Origin of the sequence: Flavihumibacter solisilvae (assembly GCF_000814475.1) — a bacterium.
Lineage (GTDB): Bacteria > Bacteroidota > Bacteroidia > Chitinophagales > Chitinophagaceae > Flavihumibacter > Flavihumibacter solisilvae.
This window is the reverse complement of the sequence record NZ_JSVC01000004.1, coordinates 96724-123060: the sequence shown is the minus strand read 5'-3', so window position 1 is coordinate 123060 and position 26337 is coordinate 96724. Positions and strand designations below refer to the sequence as shown.

Annotated in this window: 24 protein-coding genes and 1 tRNA gene; 7 read left to right on the top strand and 18 right to left on the bottom strand. The window is 47.1% G+C overall.

All coding sequences use genetic code 11. From position 1 onward, the window contains the following. Positions 1-6: 6 nt before the first annotated feature. From OI18_RS04095 to OI18_RS04085, 3 genes are read right to left on the bottom strand one after another with little or no spacing between them, the layout of a single operon-like run. Positions 7-777: a LytR/AlgR family response regulator transcription factor gene (locus tag OI18_RS04095; RefSeq protein WP_039137461.1), complete on the bottom strand. Its 771-nt coding sequence runs from the start codon at positions 775-777 to the stop codon at positions 7-9. Then, positions 758-1816, bottom strand: coding sequence for a sensor histidine kinase (locus tag OI18_RS04090; RefSeq protein WP_039137460.1), 1059 nt, complete (start codon positions 1814-1816; stop codon positions 758-760). Before OI18_RS04090 ends, OI18_RS04095 begins: the two co-directional genes overlap by 20 nt. Then, positions 1816-3240: a S41 family peptidase gene (locus OI18_RS04085; protein ID WP_039137459.1), complete on the bottom strand. Its 1425-nt coding sequence runs from the start codon at positions 3238-3240 to the stop codon at positions 1816-1818. The genes OI18_RS04090 and OI18_RS04085 overlap by 1 nt, the downstream gene beginning before the upstream one ends. 180 nt (positions 3241-3420) lie before the next feature. Here OI18_RS04085 and OI18_RS04080 point away from each other — a divergent pair, with 180 nt between their 5' ends. Beyond that, a complete protein-coding gene (locus tag OI18_RS04080; RefSeq protein WP_039137458.1) occupies positions 3421-4803 on the top strand; it encodes an amidohydrolase family protein in 1383 nt (460 codons plus the stop codon). A gap of 5 nt (positions 4804-4808) precedes the next feature. Here OI18_RS04080 and OI18_RS04075 read toward each other — a convergent pair whose 3' ends face one another. From OI18_RS04075 to OI18_RS04060, 4 genes are all read right to left on the bottom strand, one after another. Continuing rightward, positions 4809-5201, bottom strand: coding sequence for a hypothetical protein (locus OI18_RS04075; RefSeq protein ID WP_039137457.1), 393 nt, complete (start codon positions 5199-5201; stop codon positions 4809-4811). Between the two features lie 100 nt (positions 5202-5301). Continuing rightward, positions 5302-6816, bottom strand: coding sequence for a sulfatase family protein (locus OI18_RS04070; protein WP_039137456.1), 1515 nt, complete (start codon positions 6814-6816; stop codon positions 5302-5304). Positions 6817-6825: 9 nt separating this feature from the next. Next, the gene (locus OI18_RS04065; protein ID WP_039137455.1) at positions 6826-8013 is read right to left on the bottom strand and encodes a hypothetical protein; all 1188 of its coding nucleotides are present in this window, start codon (positions 8011-8013) and stop codon (positions 6826-6828) included. Between the two features lie 9 nt (positions 8014-8022). Continuing rightward, entirely contained in the window at positions 8023-9138 is a 1116-nt protein-coding gene (locus OI18_RS04060) for a fatty acid desaturase family protein (protein ID WP_072038951.1), read from the bottom strand. A 134-nt stretch (positions 9139-9272) separates the two neighbouring features. Between OI18_RS04060 and OI18_RS04055 the strand changes: the two genes are divergently transcribed. After that, positions 9273-9815, top strand: coding sequence for an SRPBCC family protein (locus OI18_RS04055; protein WP_039137454.1), 543 nt, complete (start codon positions 9273-9275; stop codon positions 9813-9815). A gap of 7 nt (positions 9816-9822) precedes the next feature. Here OI18_RS04055 and uxaC read toward each other — a convergent pair whose 3' ends face one another. Then, the gene (uxaC, locus tag OI18_RS04050) at positions 9823-11226 is read right to left on the bottom strand and encodes a glucuronate isomerase (RefSeq protein WP_039137453.1); all 1404 of its coding nucleotides are present in this window, start codon (positions 11224-11226) and stop codon (positions 9823-9825) included. A gap of 11 nt (positions 11227-11237) precedes the next feature. Further along, a complete protein-coding gene (locus OI18_RS04045) occupies positions 11238-12869 on the bottom strand; it encodes a sodium:solute symporter (RefSeq protein ID WP_039137452.1) in 1632 nt (543 codons plus the stop codon). An 83-nt stretch (positions 12870-12952) separates the two neighbouring features. Here OI18_RS04045 and OI18_RS04040 point away from each other — a divergent pair, with 83 nt between their 5' ends. After that, positions 12953-13702: an SDR family NAD(P)-dependent oxidoreductase gene (locus tag OI18_RS04040; RefSeq protein WP_039137451.1), complete on the top strand. Its 750-nt coding sequence runs from the start codon at positions 12953-12955 to the stop codon at positions 13700-13702. Here OI18_RS04040 and dctA read toward each other — a convergent pair whose 3' ends face one another. Further along, complete coding sequence (dctA, locus tag OI18_RS04035; RefSeq protein ID WP_039137450.1) at positions 13703-14944, bottom strand: C4-dicarboxylate transporter DctA; 1242 nt, start codon at positions 14942-14944, stop codon at positions 13703-13705. It abuts the gene before it with no gap. A 63-nt stretch (positions 14945-15007) separates the two neighbouring features. On the opposite strand from dctA, the gene OI18_RS04030 reads away from it, so the two are divergent. After that, positions 15008-15080 (top strand) — tRNA-Gly (locus OI18_RS04030). A 34-nt stretch (positions 15081-15114) separates the two neighbouring features. Here the strand turns inward: OI18_RS04030 and OI18_RS04025 are convergent. Both OI18_RS04025 and OI18_RS04020 read right to left on the bottom strand, forming a co-directional pair. Continuing rightward, positions 15115-15696 (bottom strand): GNAT family N-acetyltransferase, encoded by a 582-nt coding sequence (locus OI18_RS04025; RefSeq protein ID WP_039137449.1) that lies wholly within the window; start codon positions 15694-15696, stop codon positions 15115-15117. 227 nt (positions 15697-15923) lie between these two features. Further along, on the bottom strand, positions 15924-17222 hold the full coding sequence (locus OI18_RS04020; RefSeq protein WP_039137448.1) for a flavin monoamine oxidase family protein: 1299 nt from the start codon (positions 17220-17222) through the stop codon (positions 15924-15926). 132 nt (positions 17223-17354) lie between these two features. Here OI18_RS04020 and OI18_RS04015 point away from each other — a divergent pair, with 132 nt between their 5' ends. Both OI18_RS04015 and OI18_RS04010 read left to right on the top strand, forming a co-directional pair. Further along, positions 17355-17774, top strand: a complete 420-nt coding sequence (locus tag OI18_RS04015; protein WP_039137447.1) for an SRPBCC family protein — start codon at positions 17355-17357, stop codon at positions 17772-17774. Positions 17775-17789: 15 nt separating this feature from the next. Then, complete coding sequence (locus tag OI18_RS04010; RefSeq protein ID WP_039137446.1) at positions 17790-18458, top strand: FAD-binding oxidoreductase; 669 nt, start codon at positions 17790-17792, stop codon at positions 18456-18458. A gap of 5 nt (positions 18459-18463) precedes the next feature. Here OI18_RS04010 and OI18_RS04005 read toward each other — a convergent pair whose 3' ends face one another. From OI18_RS04005 to OI18_RS03990, 4 genes are all read right to left on the bottom strand, one after another. Next, positions 18464-19018 (bottom strand): DinB family protein, encoded by a 555-nt coding sequence (locus tag OI18_RS04005; protein ID WP_039137445.1) that lies wholly within the window; start codon positions 19016-19018, stop codon positions 18464-18466. A gap of 7 nt (positions 19019-19025) precedes the next feature. Then, positions 19026-19340 (bottom strand): hypothetical protein, encoded by a 315-nt coding sequence (locus OI18_RS04000; RefSeq protein ID WP_039137443.1) that lies wholly within the window; start codon positions 19338-19340, stop codon positions 19026-19028. Positions 19341-19520: 180 nt separating this feature from the next. Next, positions 19521-20231, bottom strand: a complete 711-nt coding sequence (locus OI18_RS03995; RefSeq protein WP_082037847.1) for an alpha/beta hydrolase — start codon at positions 20229-20231, stop codon at positions 19521-19523. A gap of 114 nt (positions 20232-20345) precedes the next feature. Continuing rightward, positions 20346-21191, bottom strand: a complete 846-nt coding sequence (locus OI18_RS03990) for a helix-turn-helix domain-containing protein (RefSeq protein WP_039137439.1) — start codon at positions 21189-21191, stop codon at positions 20346-20348. Between the two features lie 57 nt (positions 21192-21248). On the opposite strand from OI18_RS03990, the gene OI18_RS03985 reads away from it, so the two are divergent. After that, the gene (locus OI18_RS03985) at positions 21249-22244 is read left to right on the top strand and encodes an aldo/keto reductase (RefSeq protein ID WP_039137437.1); all 996 of its coding nucleotides are present in this window, start codon (positions 21249-21251) and stop codon (positions 22242-22244) included. On the opposite strand, the gene OI18_RS03980 is transcribed toward OI18_RS03985, so the two are convergent. Beyond that, positions 22207-24732: a phosphocholine-specific phospholipase C gene (locus OI18_RS03980; RefSeq protein WP_039137435.1), complete on the bottom strand. Its 2526-nt coding sequence runs from the start codon at positions 24730-24732 to the stop codon at positions 22207-22209. The genes OI18_RS03985 and OI18_RS03980 overlap by 38 nt on opposite strands. Positions 24733-24745: 13 nt before the next feature. Next, positions 24746-26308: a SusD/RagB family nutrient-binding outer membrane lipoprotein gene (locus OI18_RS03975; protein WP_039137433.1), complete on the bottom strand. Its 1563-nt coding sequence runs from the start codon at positions 26306-26308 to the stop codon at positions 24746-24748. Between the last annotated feature and the right edge of the window lie 29 nt (positions 26309-26337).

Sequence of the window (26337 nt, the reverse complement as noted above, 5' to 3'; positions counted from 1 at the left end):
TGGGATTCAATTTCCGCCCAGCCACTCCCTGAAAGCTGCGGCTTTTTCCCGGCTAACAATTACTTCCTCATCCAATGGGATTGACACTGATATTTTCAGTCTTCCCTTGAACCAGGAAGTCACAGACTGCACTATGTCATGAACTATGATCAACTGGCGGCTTGCCCGAAAAAACTGTCCAGGATCGAGCATCTTTTCTATCTCGTCAAGCGTATGGTCCACAACATATTTCTGTTTTTCCCGGGTGATTATAAACGTCAGCTTATTACTTGACAGGAAGTACGCAACCTGGGAAACATTGACAGGCATCATCTTCTGTCCATGTCTTACAAGAAACCGCTCACGGTAATTCATGGAAGCAGTTAGTCCGGCCTTACCGAGAAGCGACAACAAGTTTTCAGCAATAATTTCCCGGTTGTTGCCATGCAGTTCGCTGTATTTATCAATAGCTGACCGCAACTCCTCCTCCCTGACAGGTTTAAGCAGGTAATCGATGCTGTTTAATTTGAAGGCCCGCAGGGTATATTCGTCATATGCAGTCGTGAAGATCACCGGCACCTTACAATTGGTCTGGCTGAAAATTTCGAAACATTGCCCATCCGCAAGTTCGATATCCATTAGTAAAAGATCAGGCGGCTCGTTTGTTTGCAGCCAGTTTACAGTTGAACGGATACTATTGGTCCGGCCTACAACCTGGGATCGCGGGGCAACTATTCGCATCAGGTCGGCCAGCTGCTTCGCCAGCAGGTTCTCATCCTCAACGATAAGCACCTTCATACTGTTCATTTTTAATCAGTGGTACAAATACGCGAAACTTCTCTTCCGTCTCGGAAACCAGCACGTCACGCTGTTGCAGCAGCGAGTACTTGGACATTATATTTCGAAGGCCCAGCCTGCCTGTCTCTGCCGTGGTAATTTTCTTGTTCAGGTTGTTTTCAACTACAAGGGTTCCTGCTTTGTCAGCATAGATCTGGATCAGCAACGGCTCTTCGGGAAGGATAACATTATGCTTGATCGCGTTTTCCAACAACAACTGCAGTGTCAGTGGCGGCAATGAATACGACAGATATTGTTCGGGTATATCCAGCTTCAGCCCGATCGCATCATCAAACCTTGTCTTAAGCAAATGAAAATAGTGATCAATAAATGACAACTCTTCGCGCAATGTGGTGAGGTGGTTTTCATTCGACTGTAATACATATCGGTAAACTGCAGCAAGCTCACGGATAAAGACTACCGCTTTCTTCTGGTCTTCCATTACCAGCGATGACAATGAGCCCAGGCTGTTGAAAAGAAAATGCGGATTCACCTGTGCTTTAAGTGCATCCAACTGTGTTTGAAGCTGCTCGCGTTTCAAAGCTTCCGTCTCAGCAAATGTCCTCTTCCACTGGGTAAAATAGAAGACTCCTTCATATAAACCAGCGATGATCATGACATAAAGGAGGGCTATCATGATATTGTACCAATAACCTTCCGGGGGAAAAACATACCCCCAGAAAAGTGTCTCATCGTACAACCGGATATTGAGGTAACGGACCAGGATAGTAACCAGCATACATCCCAGGAAGATCCCTGTGATGCGCTGCCTCGACTGCTGCAGGGATGGGTACCGGTTATAGAAAAACAGCAGCGCAAGCCTGTTGGTCTCCCACAGCAGAATGCCTTCGACCAGCGAAATAAGGAACACCTGCCAGGACGAGAATTTCTCTTCAGCCATATGATTTTCGTTGAAGAAAATGATGTGACTCATAAAAGCAATGAAGGGAATACCCAGCAGCCGAAACCATTTGTCGTGTAGTCTGACCTTAAAGCGCATTATTTACTTTTTGTTATCAACTGCAGCGTGTATTCCATCACTGCATCGCGGCCGGCCAGCACATCATCAATACTGTTCCTCACAATGTGACCCGGAATGACGCCCCTGTCCTTGGCCGGAGCCTGCACATTCATATAAAATGCCATCAACGGGATCCCTGCAGTAAGACGCGTGTTGGGCAGGGTAACGACAGCAAATACGCCGCTATTGTTTCCCTGGTATGCGCCACCGGTCTCTTCCCCTATAAATTCGGCCCTTGTATTATTTTGAACAATGGCAGCCAGTTCGGAAGTTACTGAAAAGCTGAGACCATTCACAAGCATATAAACTTTACCACTGAACGCATTTGCCTGTGGACTTTTTACTGCCAGGTAGTCCTGCATGGGCCACAGGTACTCGCCATCTTTTACCTGGATCAATGAAAGTGCGGCATCGTACTGCGGCGGCAGCCAGGCGTACCTGCGGAAACTGAAAGTGTCTTTGCGGGCCAACCTGATCTTGCTGTAATATTGGAAATCTCGGTCAGCCAGGTAAGAATATAGATAGCCACCCCACTCTTCTATTCCACCTTCATTATTACGAAGATCGATCACAAGATCTTGCACATTCCGTTCTTTCAGCAACCGGAATGAGCTGTCAATAAACCAGAAATAATCCTGTTGACCCTTGTCCACGTAAAAATTTTCAATTGTCATTATTGCAGTGGTACTATTGTCAAATTGCAGGCGGAGCGGAAGTTCATTGGGTTTGCGATCAGTACTGTCCTTCTGCCGGATAATGGTGTAGTGAACCCCATGCAAAACCGAGCGACGCGTCTGGGCCTTATAGGTCCATGTAATTTCATATTGTGGTCCTTGGCTGATAAAGGTTGAAAAATACCCATTGAAGAACAGGTTCATTTCTTCATTCAGTGTTGATTGAACATTTGCATCCACCGGAATAAACTCCCTGAGTTTACGAATGATATCGGGAATCTTGAGTCCATTGATGGAATTAACTCTGGCTCCCCGGGGTATGCCTGATCCGGTTGCATAAAAGTCCCTAACGTATGCATTTCCATTGGAAAAATAAAGCTTCAATGGAAAGAGCTGTTTATCATGGAACGCATAACGGTCGTCCGGCCTGCCTTCGCGGTAAAATTTTGTATGCCCGCACTTTATGGCAGTGATCACCGGCATCATCAGCCGGTAAAATTCCTTTTCAGTCATAGGCTTGTCTATGGCCATGCGCGTTTGTTCAAAGAGCCTGTCCATCTGTTCCCTGGAAGTATAGCGATAAAGCCCGGCGTGCGCCTCCTTTAATGAACGGACCAAAAGTTCATGATCCTCTTTCAATTGAGATATCGTAAACTTAGTGGCCTCAGACTGACCTAAGGCAAATACCGCAAGTATAGACAGCATGCCGACCAAAATTCCTCTTTTCATACCTGTATTTTGAGAGCAAGTTCGATAAGGAAGGAAAAGTGAAGAAGCAAATCCCTGCTGAAACGGAAAATCCGGCTGATAAAAGTGAATTACATGCCGATGAAGCGCTTCGAAATGAAGGGCAATTTCCCCTTTTGATTTATAAATTCTAAATTTAAAAGAGCGCTTAATCCTTCAGTTATGAGAAATCTTATCGTATTGCTTCTGCTGGTATTTTTCTCAGCCTGTTACTCACAGGATTCGGAGAACCTGGATAAACCAGTTGATTCACGCCAACGTGAGATCGTATTCCTGTCAGTAAACGTAATTCCGATAGATAAGGAGCAGGTACTGGCTGACCAGACCGTTGTAGTCCGCGATGGGAAGATCGTTGAGATGGGAAAAACGGGCAAAGTGAAATATAACCGTGAAGCATTACTGATCGAGGCTAAGGGAAAGTATTTAATACCCGGACTTGCAGAAATGCATGCACATGTTCCACCGGTGAATGACCTGGAACCGATGAAGGATGTGCTCCTGCTTTTTGCAACGCATGGCATCACCACAATCCGGGGAATGCTCGGCCATCCCAGGCATCTTGAATTGCGGAATATGCTGGAGAAGGAAGAAATTCTCGGGCCGAGGTTTTACACATCGGGGCCTTCATTCAATGGTAACAGCATAAAATCCACAGCCGCAGCAGATAGCCTTGTCCGCCAGCAGAAACAGGCGGGATATGACTTCCTGAAATTGCATCCCGGATTATCCAGGGAAAATTTTGACGCAATGGTAAAGACAGCCAGGGAGGTAAACATCACTTTTGCCGGGCATGTTTCCTTTGATGTTGGTGTCTGGCATGCGATTGAATCAGGGTATGCTACCATAGACCACCTCGATGGGTTCGTTGAAGGTTTGGTTCCCAGCATTCAGCAAATGAATGAACAGGAAGTGGGAATCTTTGGAATGAATGTCTCGGATAAATCTGACCCCGCACAGATCCCAAAACTGGTCGACGCCTTAAAAAGTCACCATATCTGGGTCGTACCGACCCAGGCACTTGCAGAAAGATGGTTCAGCCCCTGGCGTGACGCAAACAGCTTCCGCCAGGATCCCGCCATGAAGTATATGCCGGCAGCAACATTGACGAACTGGGTAAACTCGAAAAACAACCTGGTCAGCAACGCAGCCTACGACTCCGCAAAAGCTGATGCATTTATCCGGTTCAGGCGGCGGTTGATCCTTGAGTGCCATAAGGGCGGTGTGGGAATATTATTGGGAAGCGACGCACCCCAGGTCTTCAATGTACCGGGAATTTCAACACACCAGGAGCTACAGTACCTGGTAGAATCCGGGCTGACACCTTACCAGGCATTGAGGACAGGAACATTTAACGTCGCCGAATTTTATGGGGCAAAAGACAGGGGAGTAATAAAAAAAGGCGCTGTCGCAGAACTTGTACTTCTTAAAGGTAACCCTATCGAAAACATCAGCAATACCCAAACAATTGAAGGGGTTATGCTGGTTAATAAATGGTTACCCCGAAAATACCTCGACAGCACCTTGAAAAAACTGGAGAAAAATTAGCGGGATCAGTTGGCTGAGAACGCAGGAAAATCATTCCATTCTGCATGAGAACCAGAAGAATCCAACACCAGGAAGCGCATTATCCTTTCATTCCGCTTCGTGATAAAATGTTGCCTGATATTCTGGTTCAATTCCGCAAATGACCCGCCGTTATATGTGATCATATCTGTCTCAGCCTGCAAAACGGGTAGTACTGCCGAAAGTTTCCTGACATTTATTTCCATGTCGGTCTCGTCCGCAATTACCAGGTCAAAATGCTTCGAATGTGCCATTTCAATGGCTCTCTCATCCGTGTCAGCAAATGTTATGATATAAGTATTGGAGAGGCCGCTCCACAAGGGAAACTCATTTATCCTGCTTTCCGGCCCCGCTACGATCATGATTTGTTTTGTATTCATGTGGTTGTATATACAAATATCATGCTGCGTTAATCATTTCTGCATTTCGGCATAAACGCTGCCTTTTTGACGGCAAACAAAATGTTAAAGCTATGGTGAGTTAATAGCTTCCCTGATATCTGTGATCGATCCGGTTATCTATTGGTTTCTTTAGCGGGATTTGTAGTCCGTTTGTTTCTTTCAGCCAGTTAAAAAGCTCTGTTTTTAGTTCCATGCCGATCCGGCGGCTGGCGGAATCCCTTATCAGATTGTTCATTTCGTAGGGATCATTTTCCAGGTCATACAACTCATTGATGTCCCAGACACCATGATTGTAGATGTACTTATACCGGCTTGTCCGGACAGCGAACATGGTTGGCGTTTGCGGAAAAGGAGCTTCCCAATAGTATTCATAGAAAGCCCTGTCGCGCCAGGGGGTCTTCTCCCCTTTTAATAACGGTAACATCGACTTGCCCTGCATGTCAACAGGAGTCCATATACCTGCCAGGTCCAGGATACTGGGCGCAACATCCACATTCATGATAATTTCCTGCAGAACCGATCCGGGTTTTACCATGCCTGGAGCCCAGACAAGCATTGGCACCCTCATGCTTTCCTCGTACGCATGTCTCTTGTCAATCAGGCCGTGTTCACCAAATGAAAACCCATTGTCGCCCATATATACGACCATCGTCTCCTGGTCAAGTTTATTTTCAGTCAACCACTTTATGACCTGTTCGATGCTTTCATCTACTGCCTGCAGCGTTTCAAAATACCTGCGGTAAAATTTATCGAAACTGATATAACCGTGGTACATATAGTCAACTCCATGCCAGCTGTACCGTTGGTTGCGTACCCATTTGGGTATGTCATGATAATTCACTTTACTTGCTGGCGCGGTCGCAATCCCATAATGTTTGCTGCTGTCGGTCGCAGTGAGGTACATCGAGGGTGGCGTAATTATCGGCAGGGAAGCATATTTTCCTTCGTGCCTTGCGGCAGGCTGGAACTCAGCATGCACCCCCTTGTGCGACAGGTAAACAAAGAAAGGCTTTCCTTTATCACGTCCATTCAGCCAGCGGATGCTGTGATCAGTCAGCACATCGGAAATATAATCCTGCTTTCCCAATGTTTCGTGCTTGCCGTTAATATTCAGTGTGCCTCCCAGGTATACGCCCTGCCCCAGGAAGCTTTCCCAATGATTGAAACCGGGCTGTGGCTGATCGCCCGTATTTCCCATATGCCACTTGCCGAAAAAAGCTGTCTGGTAACCGGCCTGCTGCAAGTACTGCGGAAAGAATTTCAGGTTGGGCGGCAGCGGAGCATCATTATCTACTACGGTATGAGTATGCGCGTACTGACCGGTCAGAATGGAAGCCCGGCTTGGTGAACAAAGAGCGGTTGAGACAAATGCATTTTTGAGATGAGCCCCCTCGCGCGCCATCCTGTCCATACCGGGCGTCTGGAGCCCATTTACTTTCCCCATAAAACCCATCGCATCGTACCTGTGATCATCTGCGAGGATAAAGATGACATTATACTTCTTCTTCTTTGGCTGGGATTGTGCAAGCGCCCAGCCTCCAAGGAAAAGCATTGCTGTTAACATCAGTAGAGTTACAATGTTGATAGGTCTCATATTTTTCGTTTACTCCCGCAGCAAATTACTTAACCTGCGCGGTTCGGGACTGGTGATTTTCCTGATCAGTGAGTCCATTGTGGGTACACCTGCAGATTTCATCGCCTCCGTACTGTCGTTATTGTGAAGAAGTAATATTCGTCGTTGAAGTTCCGGTTTAAATACGGGCGTATAGAAATAATTCATAATTGCCGAGGAGTGCAGTTCAGCAATTGGCTTCAGGAAGATGACCGCATCATACGCTTCCTGCATGGTCTGACCCTTTTGAACGTCCAGCATATGATTACCAACGTATGGTGTGTTCCCGAACACATTTCCTTTGATTGGAAATGCAACCGGCCTGTTGCCAGCCTGCGAAAAGGCACTATCCCATTTTCCGCCATCGATCAGGACCCAGCGGTATGACACGCGGTCCAGCCCCTCAGTTGTCCGGCTCTTCTGGTCATTCAGCTGCTTTTCAATATAAAGCGAGACATTATGCATTCGCACGGAATATATTTTGCGCGGATGGTATTGATGCAGGAAGGTGGCGGCATTCCAATACAGCCGGCCGTCGGCGTGCCGGATGGCTTTATATGCATGCCGGGTATTGGTCAGGAAAATACCTTTTTTCGAACTTTTGAAATCTTTCATCCCCGCTGCAATGACCTTATACATGAAATAATCGCGGGCTGCAAGTGACTGCTGGAAGATGTCATAATCCTGCCGGGTATGAATTCCCTCCCAATATATGGGTTGATCAACGCCGACAACTTCTATCTTCTTTCCGTCCGGCAGCTCACGGTTCGCATCCCACACAGCCGCCAATAAATCCAGGCAGGTCTGGTAACGCCAGCCATACCCACTGAAATCGTCCTGGAATACTTTCATCAAAAGTGTACTGTCTTTCACCGGAGATTGCAAAAAACGGTTGATGTGCGGCTGAGCGGCAATACTTAAAACCTCAATGAAAATGGTCGGTGAATAATCCCGGAATTTCTTATCCTGAACAAGGTCTATGTAAAATCGGAATGGTTCATCCGCGCTGTGTAATGCGTCATCGAACACTACCAGGTCCTTTTGCCCCAGCATATTGTTTACGAATTCAACAGGAGACTTTCCCCTTTGTACTACCGAGGTATATTCATGAATGGGCCGTTGGGAATAACCTGAATTAAAAACGAGGACCAGGAGGAGGGCAATGGCAAAATATCTCATCTGCAGCTGTTACATTGTTTCCTCAAATATATCTTCCTGCATACGGTTTTGCTTCAACAACAGGTAGTGATTTTTCAGGGAATGGAAAAGGGTATACTCGCGGTAAGGCAGTTCATATTCTGCTGCCCATGTTCGCAGCCGTGCTGTTATTTCGGGGTAATAAACGTGATTTATAAATGGAAAAAGATGGTGCGCAACGTGATAATTGAAACAACCCATAAAGAACCGCGTAAAGAAATTGTTATGTGAAATATCATTTGTCGTCAGCATCATATGTATCATCCAGCTGTACGGCATCTTACCGTCTTTATCCGGCTGTGGAAAAACATTGTCAGTGTTTGCGTGCGGCGTTAATAATACCAACAGGGAAAAAATGCTCGCAGTAAAAAGGAAAATAAAAAAACCGCCGAGCACCTGCAACCAGCTTAGGTGTAATACCAGCTTCGGAATGACTATCATATAAAAAAGGAAGCCGGATTTGAAAACAAACAGTCGTACAAACTCTGCCAGGGGGATTTCAACCAGTTTGTGAACCGTTCTGCTTTTCACGAAAAAATCCTTGAAATCACGGACCAGCAACCAATTCACCAAATAGAACGGGTAAAGTAACGGAAGATAGATATGCTGGTACCGGTGGAATGGTGAATAATCCCCTTCAGGAAATACCCGAAACAGCTGGCTTTGTTCAATGTCGGTATCCCAGTGATTGACGTTTGGAAACTGGTGATGAAAACGCACATGTCTCAACTGCCAGATAAAACTGTTGGCACCCATAAGGTCAAAGAGCCTGATAAAAAAGCTATTCGCCCATTTCTTCCTGAAAATAGTCCCATGTACCGCGTCATGAATGATGTTCAGGAATATAATTACCAGCAGTATGCCCATCACGAAAAACGCACTGTAATAAATGCGCGGGTCATTACCGTATCTTAATGCAAATATGTATATTAACAGGTAAAGAATCGGGAAAATAAAAGCCTTGAAGAGAATGATTTTCCTTCTCTCCGGTTCAAGCAGCTTGACAATTTCGTTAACCTCCTGCCTAAGCAGCCTGTATACTGCCTGGTCGCCAGCGTTGTTATAAACAGGTTTTGCAGGATTGGTCTTAATAATCCGTCTAACCATATTAGTATACGAGTACCGGGGGTACAAAAATAACTAAAAACCAGTCGCATTTCACCCGTTAAAATGCCGGAAATGCACCGCCGGAAAATGAATAACGGTTTTTAGGTTTGCACAATCAAAACAACAATTATATTATGAGGACACTTAAAATCACCGGCATCGTACTTGGCAGTATCATCGCCTTGCTGCTTGTCATTGCCCTATTTGTAAAAAAGGATTATAGCGTTACCCGCGAAGTGACGATCAACAAGCCAAAAGGGGAAGTGTTTAATTATGTAAAATTCGTTAAGAACCAGGATAATTTCAGCAAATGGAACCAGATGGATCCGGCAATGAAAAAATCATACAAGGGGACTGACGGTTCTGTTGGATTCATTTATGGATGGGACAGCCAGGATAAAAATGTAGGCATGGGTAGTCAGGAAATAAAAAACATTATTGAAGGAGAACGGGTTGACCTGGATATACATTTCATTAAGCCATTCGAAGGAGACGCGTCTGCAGATTTTATCACCGAAGCGGTTTCTGAAAACCAGACCAAAGTAAAATGGGAATTTAACAGCCGCATGCCATATCCCATGAACCTGATGCGTTTATTCATGGACATGGAAGGAATGATCGGTGACGATCTTCAGACCGGCCTGAACAACCTGAAATCGGTTCTCGAGAAATCTTAATCGCCGGTTACCTCCAGCCAAAATAATCCAGGGCGTTATTGTAACAGATGTCCTGGACTATTTTTCCTGTCCACTCGATATCATGCGGCAATTCGCCTCTTTCTATCTCTTCGCCAAACAGGTTGCACAGGATTCGCCGGAAATATTCATGCCGTGGAATCGAAAGGAAACTACGGCTATCCGTCAGCATTCCGATAAAACGGCTGACCAGGCCCAGGTTGCTTAGTGCATTTAATTGCGCGGTCATGCCATCTTTCTGGTCCAGGAACCACCAGGCACTTCCCCATTGAATTTTTCCCGGCATCGACCCATCATTGAAGTTCCCTGCCATAGTTGCAAAAACTTCATTGTCCGAAGGATTGATATTATAAAGAATGGTACGGGCAAGCTTATCCTGGCTATCAAGCCTGTCAAGGAAACGCGAAAGGGACCGCGCCTGCAGGTTATCCCCTATGCTGTCAAAACCGGCATCCGCGCCTAGGGATCTCATCATGCGACTACTGTTGTTCCGAAGCGGGCCGAGATGAAATTGCTGAACCCAACCTTTTTCATGATTCCATTCTGCCAGCTGCTGAAGGACGGCGCTTTTAAATTTTCGTTGTGCTGGCACTGTGGCCTGTTCGCCTGAACGGAGCTGCGAAAAAACACCTGCGACATCTGATTCAGTAAAATCGTCTGCGTACATCTCTTCCAGGCCGTGATCACTTATCGTGCAATGATTTTCTGCAAAATAATCGTGACGCTTTTTCAGCGCATGCAGGTAGTCATGGTAGGTGTTTATGGACATACCTGAGACCTCTTCCAACCTGCCGAGATAGTTATTGAACTTCTGCGGATCGCTCACGTCAATAGCCTTATCCGGGCGAAACGCCGGCAACATAACCAGCTCACCTGTTCCGGTCCTGAGCTGCCGGTGAAATGCCAGTGAGTCGGTAGGGTCGTCAGTGGTGCATACGACCTTCACATTCATTTTCCTTAACAACCCCTGAACGCTGAATGCATCCTGTTGCAGCATTTCGCCACATTGTTCATAGATCTTTTTTGAGGATTCAGGTCGCAGCAGGTCGGACACATCAAAATAGCGTCGCAATTCCAGGTGCGTCCAATGGTACAACGGGTTTCGAAGGGTATATGGAACCGTTGCCGCCCAATGGCTGAACTTTTCTTCATCTGTCGAATCTCCTGTGATGAACTTCTCTGCAACACCATTGATGCGCATAGCGCGCCACTTATAGTGATCGCCATAAAGCCAGGCTGTGGTAAGGTTGCTGAATTTGGCATCCTCCGCAATGTGTGCGGGGGACAGGTGATTGTGATAGTCAACTATCGGCATCAGCGCTGCATAGTCGTGGTACAGTCGCTCCGCTGTCGGATTATTCAGCAAAAAATCTTTGTTTAAAAAAGGTTTCATCGGGTTTCGTTTTACCTGGCTACTCCGAGTGGTGAAAAATAGCAGAATATTCCTGCAATAATCAACAACACAATCAGGGACAAGACTACATCTGTAATATTCCAGCTCGCACGACTGGCCGCCTTATCTTCCGCAACTGTGGTGGCAAAGGTAAGGCCGTGGATCTTCTCTTCCTTCGGTGGCGGAGTCATCCAGCTCACTGTCACCATAATAATGATGCTGAACAGGAAAAGATAAATGCAGAAATAAAGAAAGTTGATTGTAGCAAAGCGGTGGAGAAGCCCCCCGGCTTCAAGATTATCCTTGACCATCTGCAATGTCAGCTTGAGTAAACCAATGATAAACCCCACAACCATTGCCGCATATGCGCCCTGTGCATTGATTCTCTTAAAGAATACCCCGAGCAGAAAAACAGCTGCGATCGGTGGAGCAAGATACGACTGCACACTTTGCAGGTAATCGTACAGACCGCTTGAAATTCTACCCATTAACGGAATCCAGGCCATACCTAGCAACACAACCACAGCGGTCGCGATTCTTCCAACCCGCACCAGTTGCTTTTCCGGGGCGTCCGGATGTTGCTTTTTATAGATATCCATGGTGTATAGGGTGGAACAAGCGTTGTATACAGACGCCAGTGAACTCATCAGGGCAGCCAGCAATCCACCGGCAAGTAGTCCCCGCAGGCCAACCGGCATGATCTGCTTTACCATGGCGGGGAATGCCGCGTTGGTATCATCAAGCTGTAACCGACCCTGTGAATGCAACACCGCGGCAATGAGTCCGGGTATCAGGAAAATAAAAAACGGCAGCAGTTTAAGATAGGCGGCAAAAATGGTTCCTCTCCTTGCCTGTCTTTCATCGCGTGCGGCAAGACACCGCTGAACAATATGCTGGTCGGTACACCAATACCAGAGTCCTACGATAGGTGAGGCGATAAGTATCCCCAGCCATGGATATTCAGGATCATTGAATGGAGGGAACATATTCAGCTTTTCTTTGGGCAGTGAAGCAATCATATTATCCCACCCGCCAACTTCCCTGAGGCCGAATACCAGCAGGATAGCTGAACCTGCGAGCAACACAATTGCCTGGATGGCTTCCGTGTACATCACAGCATGCAATCCGCCGAAAATCGTGTACACACCCGTTACCAGCACCAGGATAATTGCTCCGGTCCAGAAATCAACACCAAGGAACTGGTTAAAGACCAGCGCACCGGCAAAAATAGTTACCGAGGCTTTGGTGATGACATAACTAAGCAGCTGGATTATGGAAAGGAGCCTTCTTGCCTGCGGATTGAACCTCCGTTCAAGAAATTCAGGCATAGTATATACCTGGCTGCGCATATAAAAAGGCACAAAGACCCAGCCGAGAATTAAAACGATATAACTGTGCAATTCATAATGACCCAGTACAGTGCCTGTCCGGGCTGCAGAACCAGCGAGACCGACAATATGTTCGGAGCCCACGTTTGAAGCAAGAATGGATGCGCCTACTACAAACCAGCCAAGATTCCTGTTAGCGAGGAAGTAATCTGCAGCGGAATCCTTGCTTCTGCGGATACTCCAGACAGACACTCCTGCAATGACAAGCAGGTAAAGTGTTACGAAAATCCAGTCGACAGGGCCTAAGAAATTCATAGCAGTTTATTTCCAATATATTGATTTATCGCCAATTTTTTTTTGAGAGGAGCGGACGTTATTTTTAGGACTAACATTCGGATATGAGTACACAGTCAAAAAAAGTAGCCATAGTAACCGGCGGTGGTTCCGGAATCGGTCTTGCGATCGCTCAAAAATTTGCAGCTGAAGGCATAACTACGATAATAGTAGGGCGCGACCAGGAAAAATTAAACAATGCCCTGTCGGAGATAGGTGAAAACTGCCATGCAATGACCTGTGACCTGGCCAACCTTGCTGGCATTCCGGCTTTTGTGGAAGAAATTCTTAAACTTTTTGGCCAGGTCGACATTCTCGTGAATAATGCCGGCATCAATATGAAGAAAGATTTCACAGAAGTAACGGACGAGGACTTCCTGCAGGTAATTAACACGAATGTATGTGCCGTTTTTACACTTTCACGCGAAGTAGTGAAACACATGCAGTCGCGGAAAACCGGCAGCATTATCAATATCAGTTCCATGGCAGCACAATACGGATTGCCGAGGGTCATCGCCTACAGCGCATCCAAGTCGGCGATAGACGGTATGACGCGAGCAATGGCAAGCGAACTGTCCCCCATGGGCATCCGCGTAAATGCTATAGCCCCGGGTTTTATTGAAACAGCTATGACTGCAAAAGCTTTTAACAGCGACCCGGCAAGGCGGGACAAAGCACTTGGCAGAACGCCGATGGGTTATATGGGCAAACCGGAAGACATTGGCGATGCTGCTGTCTTCCTCGCATCTGATTCTGCAAAATATATTACAGGTGTGGTGCTGCCGGTTGATGGGGGAAATTCCATTGGGTTCTGATCATGCCCGGTGCTCAACGACTTCACGATACTGCTGCAGGTTGATGGCGTTCTCGCTTTTCGCGATCACCACAGTTGCAACAGTATTCCCGATTATATTGGTGATAGCCCTTCCCTCACTCATAAAACGGTCGACCCCGATCAGCAAAGCAAGTCCTTCAACAGGTATGACCTTTAACGCAGTGAGAGTAGAAGTCAGAACCAGGAATCCGCTACCAGTTACCCCGGCTGCGCCTTTACTTGTTACCAGCAATACGGCAATTATGCTCAGTTCCTGTGTAATGGTCAGGTTGATCCCGAATACCTGGGCCAGGAAAATGGTTGCCAGGCTAAGGTAAATACTCGTACCGTCGAGGTTGAAACTGTATCCTGCAGGAATGATCAGTCCCACCACACTTTTCTCACAGCCGGCATTTTCAAGTTTCTCCATGATATTCGGCAGTACACTTTCACTGCTGCTGGCACCAAACACAATTAGCAACTCTTCTTTGATATAACCGAGCAGTTTCCAGAGGCTAAATCCAAACCAGTAGGCAATCAGGTTGAGTACGATAAAAATGAAAATGAACCCAGTCAGGTAAAATGTTCCGAGCAGTTTAGCTAACAAAGCCAGGCTCACAAATCCAAATTTCCCGATGGTATATGCCATCCCACCAAATGCACCGATGGGACTAACCCGGATGACTATATGCAGGATATTAAAGAGGATCTTGTTGACTTTTTCAAAGGCGGAGATCACCGGTCGTCCGCTTTCTCCAAGCCGGCCCAAACCTATGGCAAACAGGATCCCGAAAAACAGGATCTGGATGATATCACCCTTTGCGAATGACTCAACAACGTTTGAAGGCACTATATGTGAAAGGAATTCACCCCAGTTCATCATGGCCCCCTCAGCGACGGCGGCATTCTTCACCGGCGGAATGTGTGTCGGATCTACGCCTACTCCCGGCTTTATGAGATTGGCTGCTACCACACCAATGATGATTGCCAGTGTGGTTACCACTTCGAAATAAATAATGCCTTTCCCGCCTACCCTTCCTACTTTTTTCAGGTCACCGGCGCCGGTAATTCCCAATACGATACTGATAAAGATGACCGGCCCGATCACCATTTTTATCATATTGATAAATGTCTCACTGATGAGTTTGGCGGCCGGCGCGAAGCCCGGCCATAACGCCCCTACGATAATTCCGGCTGCAATACCAATCAGGACCTGGATATAGAGAACTTTCAGATACTTCATTCAGTCAAATATACAATCAGGCTCTTGAGCAATTCCACGGAATTTCATTAAATTAGGATACCTGCGGATGTAGCTCACCTGGTAGAGCGACAGCTTCCCAAGCTGTAGGCAGCGGGTTCGAGTCCCGTCTTCCGCTCTAGTAGGTCAATGGGTGAAGGGTGAAAATTCATTCACGTGTAATAACGAACCATTGGCCGGTTTTTTGACTTCCGGTCAACGATCCTGAAGCCTGCCCTTTCGAAGGATTTATACAAGCCGACCCAGACGAAGGAGTCGGGGAAAGAAGGTTGCGTGGGGATTGTGGGATATGCTTCAAGAATTTTAATGCCCTTTGTTCTGGCATAATTTATTACCCCCTTCAGCAGGGCAACGGAGATGCCCATACGCCGGTACTTTTTGTCGATAAAAAAACAGGGAATGGACCACACGGGTTGGTCATCAATTCGTTTGTGTACACGCGAGTTTTCCAGTTTCAGGAAATCTTCCCGCGGTGCAAGGGCGCACCAGCCAATAGCCTGACCCTCGTAAAATGCGAGGATCCCTGCCGGCCTGTCAGAAGATACCAGTTTATGCATGGCATTACGGTTCCCATTGTTGACTTTGCCTTCATTGAACGCAGACTTTGAAAGCCGGTGATACATGCACCAGCAGTTGCCGCAGGCGCCCTTTTCCCCGAAGAGGTGAGTGAATCCATTCCAGTTATCAATGGTCAGGGGTTCAAATGAGATTGCTGAAAGATCAATCGTCTTCATGGCACTAAGGTTTTAATTCAGCTTTCAACAGTTTTAACGCGCTTTAAAGACGGCTCTTAGACGGCTTCAGGCCAGTCCACCCCCAAAAGTAAGACCAGATGTAATTTTCACCACATATTGCCTATTGCCATCCTATTGCCATCCTATAGCCATCCTATTACTAAGGCCTTTTATGCAAAGCTGTCATCGGCTGGTAATTTCCACAGGTAAAAAGGAACACTTACAGGTCAGCGTGAAGCCTTTACTTTTTCTGCGAGGATCAGACCGGAATGAAACGCTGCTTCAACGGTACCTCCCTTTGGACCGTCGTAGAGGGCTTCGCCGGCGAAGTAAAGGGTTTCGTGAATGGGCGTGTTCAATAGCTCCTTTGCTTTTGCAGAGCGGGTGGTGGAAAAACTGTAGGCCCCAAGAAAGCCAGTTTGTTTTGCCCAGTTGCAGATGTAGGTGTCCGTAAGCATGGAACCCAGCACGTCTACCGGTAAACCAGTGATTTTGGAAAGCGAACCCAGGGCTGCCTGGAGCAGGTCGTCATCGGAATGGTTAATGAAAGCATCAGAAGGGGGCCCTCCCAACCAACCAGTAAGCGAGGGATCGTCGCCCGGGTACTGCGTCCACCATGTCGGAACACTCTCTTCGGTAAGAATAAACCCGGCTTCCGGATGTTGACTTTCCCAGAATGGCTCTTTGAATCGTAAAATGACCTTGATCACATTGCCAAACCCAATGTCACTGGCTGCCTCAATGTATTCCGGTATTTCGGGCGTAAAAACTATAGCATTTCCTGATGTATCCCGCAAAACACCAACCGATACCGTTATAATCACTTTAGAAGCATGAAAACTCCTGTTATCACGGGCATGCACAGTCGCCTGGTCAGCTGACCAGCTTATCCTGTCGACCCTGCATTTTGTATGGATCTCCGCTCCCTTCTTTATAGCATCGTTTTCCAGGTAGCTGATGAGCCGGCCATAGCCGCCATTTACACGGTAATTCTGCAGATCGTCGTGTGACCATTCCTGGTACAATTCCTTCACACTGGCGATGCTGGGATCTGCAACATCAAAACCCTGGACAAACCCCTCTACCTGCAACCTGAAGCGCCTGAATTTATCCGCACTGAAATACTTATCGAGAAGGGCTTTCATTGTCATGTCCTCATCTGCAGAGCGCATCAGGGGCAATAGAAGGTCCCACCCTTCAAGCATCTCGTCTTCCTCTTCCCATTTACCATCAATCACCCGGTACATCCTTCCCGTGACCTGTGTGTAGGGAATAGCTGCTTCGTTGAGCAAGGACATGGTAATCGGCAGCTCACCATGAACAAACTCAGCTCCTGATTCCATTACATGCGGGGAGGCGCCTGAAGTCAATGTGCGGACCCTGCCTCCCACCTGGTCTTCCGCCTCCAGCACCGTTACATCGTAATGGCCCGCAAGCTCCCGTGCGGCCATTAACCCTGCTGCTCCCGCGCCAATGATAATAATTTTACTGGCAGATTCACCCGTTCCGCTTACCAGCTCGCCCATTGTAAAAAAATTGTTTCACTTAAGTTATTGAAATAAATTTAATCGTCGCAATCACCCTCCTGATTGTCGTTATCACACAGCATCGCGATGATCAATTAGACGGATGTTTGTATTGAAATAAAAATCAACAAGATGTCAAAAACAATCATCACAATCGAACAAACAATCGAGGCACCTGTTTCCAAAGTGTGGGAATACTGGACAAAACCGGAGCATATAACCAAATGGAACAGTGCATCTGACGACTGGCATACCCCGCGTGCTGAAAATGATCTTCGTGCAGGCGGAACATTCTCTGCACGGATGGAAGCGAAAGACGGGAGTATGGGTTTCGATTTCGCGGGCATTTATGATGCAGTGCGAAACAATGAATACATCGAATACACCATGGGCGATGGCAGGAAAGTGACAGTAAATTTCGATGCAAAAGGCGACAGCACTTACCTGAAGGAAAGTTTTGAAGCTGAAAGCATGCACCCTGAGGAAATGCAGCGCGCCGGCTGGCAGGCCATCCTGGACAATTTCAAAAAATATACGGAAGCATCATCCTGACAAACTCGAATATTCATGGAGTCACACATCGTAAAAATCGAATCTGTTGAACCAGTTACCCATGATGTGAAGCGTTTCCGGCTGGAGAAGCCCAGCGGGTACAAATTCACACCCGGACAGGCAACAGAAGTATCGGTCAACCGGCCTGGCTGGGAAGAAGAAAGAAGGCCATTTACTTTCACTTCGCTTAACGATGACGTATGGCTGGAGTTTACGATAAAGCGGTATGCCGATCACCACGGTGTTACAGACCTGCTTCACCAGCTGGCAGCAGGCGATGAGATCATCATCCGCGATGTGTGGGGCGCTATTGAATACAAGGGACCAGGATATTTTATTGCAGGGGGTGCCGGCATCACGCCGTTTGTCGCGATATTACGGCAACTGTTCCGCGACAACCGGATCAACGGCAACTCCCTGTATTTTTCCAACAAAACTTCAAAAGACATTATTTACGAAAAAGAGTTCAGCCAGATGCTGGGAGAAAATGCACACTTTATTCTTACCAGGGAGGAACATCCGAAATATACAAAGTCAAGAATTCAAAGGGACTTCCTTGCCGGCCAGTCACTTGACTTTTCCCGGCACTTTTATGTGTGCGGTCCCGATAAGATGGTAGAAGAAATCTCCGGCCTGCTCGCTGAAATGGGAGCGGCAAGCGATGCACTGGTTTTTGAAAAGTAACAGGATCAGAACAACTTTTCCTGGGGCGGCTTAATACCTTGCAGGCGGATATATATTGTCGTCTGCCCGCGGTGATGGGTCTGGTGCTCAAATGCCTTCAGCATAAGTGCAAACATTGGCTCCTCAAATGAAAAGAATTTCCTTTTTTCTGCCCATTTACTGACATCCGAATTCTTCACTGCATTAATACAGAAATCGTAACTCGTATTCACATAGTAAACGACAGAATCCTTTTTCTGTGCACCCGCTGCATTTTCCATGTCGTGCATGATATAACCAAGCGGTTTTGTACCCGTTGCGCTTGACATCAGGAATACATTGGCCTGCGCCAGGTGCAGCATTTGCTGGGAAAAACTGCGGATGCTGTCCACAGGCCTGTATTCATACTTATCAGCCGGCATAGTATTAAGGTATTCATTTGTGTAGGCTTTTGCCCTTTCCCACTCTTTCACCATCTGGGCCCTGATATCTTCAAGCTTCATGGATTGGGAGTGGCCCTGGAGTGAGGACACGAGGACAATAAAACAGCAGCAAGTCATGTGTAGTAACAGCTTTTTCATATAGTCATCATTTTATCTTCTCAGCTACGATTTTGTAGGTAAGCGTATCGGCACTCGTGCTTATAGTACAGCCAACAAGCTTTTTACCTCCGGGTGGAATATCGTTAACCACGAGCATCTCCGTAGTAGAAGCACCTCCGGGCTTGTCTATCTTCACTTCCACAGTTACATCGTATGTGTGGGACACATCTCCATTGCGGACATATTGTTCATAGCCTGAAGAATTGCATTTTGTGTTGGAAGGAGAAATATAATTTTTGAACTCCTGGCTGGACGCCAGGGAAAATATCAATGGCCACAGGAGCGAAAACAGGAGTGTCATAAAAATCGGTTTAAAAATTATTGAATAAATTTTACCGCCACATTCGCGGAACCATCCTGTATGTACACTAAAAATAAACCTTTTCTTACTCTTAGTTGAATCCAAAAACGATGCCACCAAATAAAAAAGCCCGTATAACCTTACGGCATACGGGCAGATGCTGGTTTTTCCTTTCGACTGTTATTGCTGACCTGAGGCATTTTCGGATGCATCGACGATTACCTGGCCAACAGCTTCAGGTTGCGACATAAATACAACATGGCTGCCTTTTACCTCAGTAACCCTGGTGTTGGAACGTTTGTACATATTCCGCTGGATCTCCGGATCAATACTTTTATCTTCAGTAGCTACAACAGCATATGCAGGCTTTTCACGCCAGGCGGCCCGGGTAATCGGGGTTGCAAACCCCTTTGCATAAAATGCACCCTGGGAAGCATACATAAATTCCGCTTCTTCCCTGCTGATATCTGCCGCAAAACCTGCATGAAATTTTTCCTTATCATAATACACTATTCCTTTTTCATCCGGCGCCAACACCCCGTTCTCAGCAGCTGGCGGAGCCGTCTGCAGCCATTGCAATGCAGATTCACCGTTATCCGGCTGGAAAGCTGCAATATATACCAGTGCTGCTACTTTGGGATGGGTACCTGCCTCGGTAATGACCGCGCCTCCCCATGAGTGACCGGCTAAAATTGCGGGACCATCCTGGCGATCCAGCGCTACTTTTGTTGCGTTAACATCATCTTCAAGGGAGGTCAGCGGATTTTGCACCACCGTAACCTGGTAGCCTTTTCTGGTAAGTACCTGGTAAAGGGCTTTATATCCTGACCCGTCGGCAAATGCACCATGTACAAGTACGACATTCTTCACTTTGGAGTTTGATGTGCTCATTTTGTTGTTGTTGATTTTTTTAGCGTATCAACACCACAAAGCTACAACCTCACGAAGGCCATCATGTTGGACAGATTACCCCATAAATTGTAAATTATTCCCGCCAGCCTGCTGTCAGACAGCTTCCCTGCTATTCCTGAATTCGAGGGGCGACAACGAAGTATGTCTCTTGAAAAAATTGGAGAAATATGCCGAGTCTTCGAATCCCAGGTCGTAAGTAATTTGTTTCGCGGATTTATCCGTATACATCAGTAACCTTTTTGCTTCCAGGATTATCCTGTCCTGGATCACCTGCAGCGGAGACTTATCATTATAAAGAGCGAACAGGTTGGACAGCGTCTTGGGTGATTTGTTCAGCTGCCGGGCATAATAAGCAACTGAATGTTCAGTACGGAAATCAGCTTCCACAAGCAAGTTGAACTTCCTGATTATGTTGAACCGGTCTTCAGGTAATTTGTTGTCCGGAATATGTTCAGACCTTGCCAGTCGCGTGACAACAATAATGAGGCGTTTCAGCAACATGAGCAGCATATCGTTCTGGATATGATCAGCCGTCTTCAGTTCATCAACAAAGATGTGAAGCAGGCGCTGCAGCTTTTCCCTGGCTTCTTCATCCAGCCTGACAAACAGGTTTCCAGTGCCAAAGAGAAATCCGGCACAGCTTACCTCCGCATCATGGTCCACAATACAATAAAATTCCCGGTTAAACTGCCAGGCAACAATGTCCGTGGCCCGCTCGAAGCTGAACGACTGGTTAAACATCAGGGGAAGAATGGTGTGCGGCATGAAGGCGTGTGATGTACCGTCGACAGTGATAACCTGTTCGTCCCCGTAATTCCAGGCAATAGTAAAATACTTGTTGTCACGATCACGCCCATAATACTTTCGGTCAAAGTCCTGTTCACTTCTTAACAGCATGAGCATGCCGCCGGTTTTCGGATCTTTAACTTCCAGTTTCATGAGTGGCTAAAGTTAAATAATTAGCTTGCAACCAATTCAAACAAATAAAACCTGGAAATGGAAAACAGAAGACTGGGAAATACGGATCTTGAATTGTCGGCGATTGCATTCGGTGCATGGGCAATCGGAGGCTGGATGTGGGGCGGTGCGGAGCGGACGGACGCAATTGATGCAATCAGGACTTCGTTTGATCACGGTATCACTACTATCGATACCGCACCGGTGTATGGACAAGGTTTAAGCGAGGAAATAGTGGGTGAAGCTATCCAGGGTGTTCCCAGGGACAAAATCCAGATCCTCACGAAATTCGGCATGCGTTGGGATGAAAAGAAAGGCAACTTCGCATTCGCGAGCCGTGATAATTCAGGAAAGGAAATTGATATTTATAAATACGCAGGCAGGGAAAGTATCATCAAAGAATGTGAGGACAGCCTTCGCCGCTTGCGGACCAGCTATATTGACCTATACCAGATCCACTGGCCCGACATTACCACACCTATAGCCGAAACAATGGAAGCTGTCACGAGACTGCTGGAGCAGGGAAAAATCCGTGCGGCAGGAGTATGCAATTACAATGTGGAGCAGATGCGTGAAGCTGAAAACACAATTGTACTTGCTTCCAACCAGGTGCCTTACAGCATGCTGGAAAGAAACATTGAAAAAGAAGTTGTCCCCTATTGCCTTGAACATAAAAAATCTATCCTGGCATACAGTCCCCTGCAACGCGGGCTGCTGACCGGAAAAATAAAGCCGGGTCACCATTTCGCTGAAGGTGATCACCGGCCTGATAATGTTTTTTTCAAGGAAGCCAACATCAGGAGTGTAAATGCTTTCCTGGAAAAGATAAAGCCTGTTGCAGAGCAGAAACAGGTCACCTTATCGCAACTCGTTCTGAGATGGACCATCAGTCAGCCGGGCATTACTGTTGCACTTGCAGGCGCCCGGAATGCTGCGCAGGCAGCAGAGAACGCAGGCGCCCTGAAGGTAACCATGACTAAGGACGAATCCGGTTATATCAGCCAGCAACTGGATGCCCTGCAACTTGTGAAGTAACAACAGCACCCATCAGCGGGTCAGTCTTCCCGGGCTGGCCCGTTTCTACCCGTCCGGCAAATTGCCTGTCGAACTGGGGGAATCCTTCTACTTTAATTTCCAGGTCGTACCAGCCGAAGGATGAAGTAAGATCAAAAACCGCCGTTGCAGTTGCACCGGCTTTTTTAAGTTCTATCGTCCGCTCCCCCGTTCCATAGCTTAGGTCCCTGATGACAATGGTATAAGTACCCGCCTTACCTGTATGCCCGAATGCCAATACAAGATTGCCGGTCAGTTTTCCGGGGTTTCCTTTGACATTTTCATACATAAGTTTTATTCCCATCTCAGGATCTTTTACAGAGCCTTTAAATTTCCGGTAAAAACCATTCGGTCCATAAACACCCAAATGATACTCTCCCTTTTCAAAGTCACGCAGTTCCCATTTGTCTCTCAGCAGGTCACCAGCCCTTACAGCGTAAGCCCTTGTCCGGAACCATTCGTTCCTGCCGGGTGCATACACATTGAACGGGGCTCCCGCGGCCGAATCGCCGAAGACCTGGTTAGCAGCCTGGAACTCCAGCTCAAAGGCCGACTTACCTGTACTTAGTTTTCCGTCCACATACAATTCATATGGTATTGGGCAGGCATCACGGGTACCAGGTTCCTGCTGAGGTACAACGGGCTTTTTGCCGCCAGAAGCATAGCCTGCAGGAACATCCCTGAACTTTGCATTGTAGATCTCCTGCACAAATGGTTCTTTCTGCAGGAATTCCGGAAGGTTGATCTTTTCGCCATTATACGGCCTGAATACCGAAACCAGGTTACCTGAAACAGTTCGTCGCCAGTCGCTGATATTGGTTTCCTTAATCGATTTTCCTGTTTTTTTGTTCAGGAAATTTTCCATGAACATGAGTACTGAAGTGATATCGCATACTTCACTGTTAACCCATCCGCCCCGCGACCATGGGGAAGCGATAACAAGCGGAACACGATAACCCAATCCGACCGGACCTTCGCGCGCGTCTTCCTTACTTTTGTTCGCACGGTTCAGCTCGTCGTCCATCGTCACAAATTCTTCAGCCGTATCAATTCCCGCAGATACTTTTCCGCTTTTCGGGTCACCTGGCTTTGGGGCCACAAATGGCGGTATATGATCGAAGTAACCATCGTTTTCATCATAGGTCAGTACGAAAATGGTTTTCTTCCAGACTTCAGGATTACGGGTCAGGATATCGAGCACTTCGGACACGTACCAGGCACCAAACCAGGGCGCGCTGGGATGATCTGAAAAATTCTGCGGAGCAACCAACCATGATACAGTAGGTAACACTCCTTTATTCACATCCTCCCTGAACTGGTGAAGGATATCACCTTTGGGAAGCAGAGTACTGCGCTCTTCACCGTTTTCAGTATATGAAAACATTTCAGTGCGATGGTAGTCCGGATCGCCGCTGTTTGTTACAAATGCTTTCCGGTGAAGCGATTTCTGGAATTCAGTGAGGCGCTCAAAATTCTCGGGATTCCAGGTGACCAGGTCTTCTTTGTACTTCGAAAGCTGCTCCTTTTTCTGCTTAAGTTTTTTGGCCACCGGTTCACGCTCGTTTTGGGCCAGCCTGCTTACCTGGGATTCGAGATCTGCGATCTCACCGGGCAGTTCTTTAACACGCTTCTGCAGGAACTGGTAGTGTGCTTTGCTGAAACGGACATTGAACTGGCTGAACCATTCAAGGTTGTTGTCCGTAAAATTTGAAAGCCAGGCTTCATCTTCACCGTCCAGTTCAGTCTGAAGACTGATCTCATTCTGGTATACTTTCCAGGAAATGTCATTTTCTTCGAGACGTTCGGGAAAAGTTTTCCAGTTGCCTTCGCGGTTGAAATACAGGTCCTCATTCCGGACGCGGGCCATCCCCTCCTTCCCATCACGGGTGCTTCCTGTCCAGAAAAAACTACGGTTGGCTGTTGTTCCGGTCAGCGAAGCACAGAAATGCTGGTCACAAACGGTGAAAGAATCAGCAAGCGCGTAATAAAAGGGAATATCCTGGCGGTCATAGTAGCCCATGGTCATGGGAATATCCCGGTACTTTTTGTTACCCGGACGCTTGGCATCAATCCAGCCATCATAACGGCCATGGTTGCGCGCATCCTGCTGGTCTTCCCATGAATGCGGCAGGGAACTCATCCAGGTGGCTTTGGTGTCTTTGATATTCAATCTGAACGGTGCATAGGCCTGGCCAGATTTGTTTGGCTGAATCCAAACGGGGTTACCGTCAGGCAGCCGGATCGCACGCGGATCATTGAACCCGCGAACACCCTGCAATCGTCCGAAACAATGATCAAATGACCGGTTCTCCTGCATCAGCAATACGATATGCTCTGCATCATAAAATGTACTTCCCTTCTCAGGGTCAATCGCCAGTGCCTTTTGAATGGCAGCGGGCATTTGAGTCCAAATGCCCGCACCACCAGTGGCCAGCGAAACTTTCTTTAGAAATTCTCTTCTGCTGCTCATGGGTTAAAGATCGTTAGTCCTTCAATATCCACATTATTTCATTTACATTATCATTTCCACTGTATTGTGCTTTCAACGCATTGTCAAGATTACCGGTATTGTAATCAAGTTCGTTTGAAGGATACAACCAGCGTAAAGGAAATTGTGTATTCGGATTATTAAGATTTGTTGATGGATTCAGGACGAAATCCGGGTAGCCGGTCCGCCTGTTCTCATACCAGGCATTGTAGTTGCTGCCCTGCAGGAAGCCCGCTAGATATTTCTGCAGGATGATCTGGGAAACCTGCTGCTCTGTACTACCGGCAAGCGCCACTTCAGGGGTTGAAGGATACGCATCAATGTAGGCATCATCCATTTTCATGTTATGATGGTAGTCAGCGATATCAGGGGTATACTTTACCACAAACCGCATGGCATCCATTATGCCATTGGCATAATAGGTTTGTGCAGGTGTTCCGCCAATCCATCCTCTCACCGTTGCTTCTGCAAGAATAAATTGCAGTTGCGCATAACTGAACTGGCTTACAGGCTCGGCATTTACCAGGTTAATATATCGGTTATTAAAGTCGGAATAATCTTTTGACACCCTTAATTGCTGAAGGTTCGTAAATGAATTGGAAGGTTCTGCACCAACATAGGCATCCCAGTCAGACTGGCTTTTACCGGCTGCCAGCTGTACCGGTGAAGGCTTTGCATAGTAGAAGAGACGACGGTCCTGCAGTTCCTTAAGCGGCTCCAGCAGCGTAGTCGTAAGCATGGTGTAATTGGATTTCACATTCGGGTTTGATCCGGCAGGCACGTCGGACCAGGGGTAATTCTGATTCTGCGTCGCATTATACACCAGGGCGAAATTATCTGCATTTGAAGTCAGCAGTGGCCTGTTGCTAACGATTTCGTTGAATCGTTGAGCTACTTTCAGCTCCGCATCCCCGGTTTTCTTATGCAATTGAAGCAATACATGCAGTTGGAAACTGTTCGCCAGCCTGCGCCACTTATCAACCTTTCCTCCATAAACCGGATCTCCGCCGAAATCACCGCCGACTGCAAACAGCTGGTCGGCCTGGTCCAGTTCATTTAAGATTCCCATGAAAACCGCCTTCTGGGCGTCATATACCGGCTTGATTGTATTTTCTGTTTCTCCTTTTACAGCTTCGGCATAAGGAACATCACCTACCTGCATGGTAGTATGAAAGAATTGCCACGCACGAATAAAATGCCCCAGGGCCGTATACGAATTTTTCAGCTTCTCATCGGGGGCGAAGCCGATCATCGGATCAACATTCCGGAGAAGGGTGATGCGACTGAAACTTGTGCGACCAAATTTGTTGTATTGCAGATCTTCCTGTCCTTCCCCCCAGGTCACATATTTACCGAGCAGGTAAGGCTGCATAAACCCTTTTTGCGAACTGATATCGTTGCGGGTGATGCTTAGGATCATATTGGTGGCGAGCATTGCCGAACTCACTTCCGTAGGCCGGTTCGGGTTGGTATTGATCTCATTAAATTTCGAACATCCGGCACCCAGCATTAACAGGAGCGGCATTATGAAAATATATTTTGAATTCCTCTTAGTCATAATTCATTTGTTTTTACGCGCACAATTTG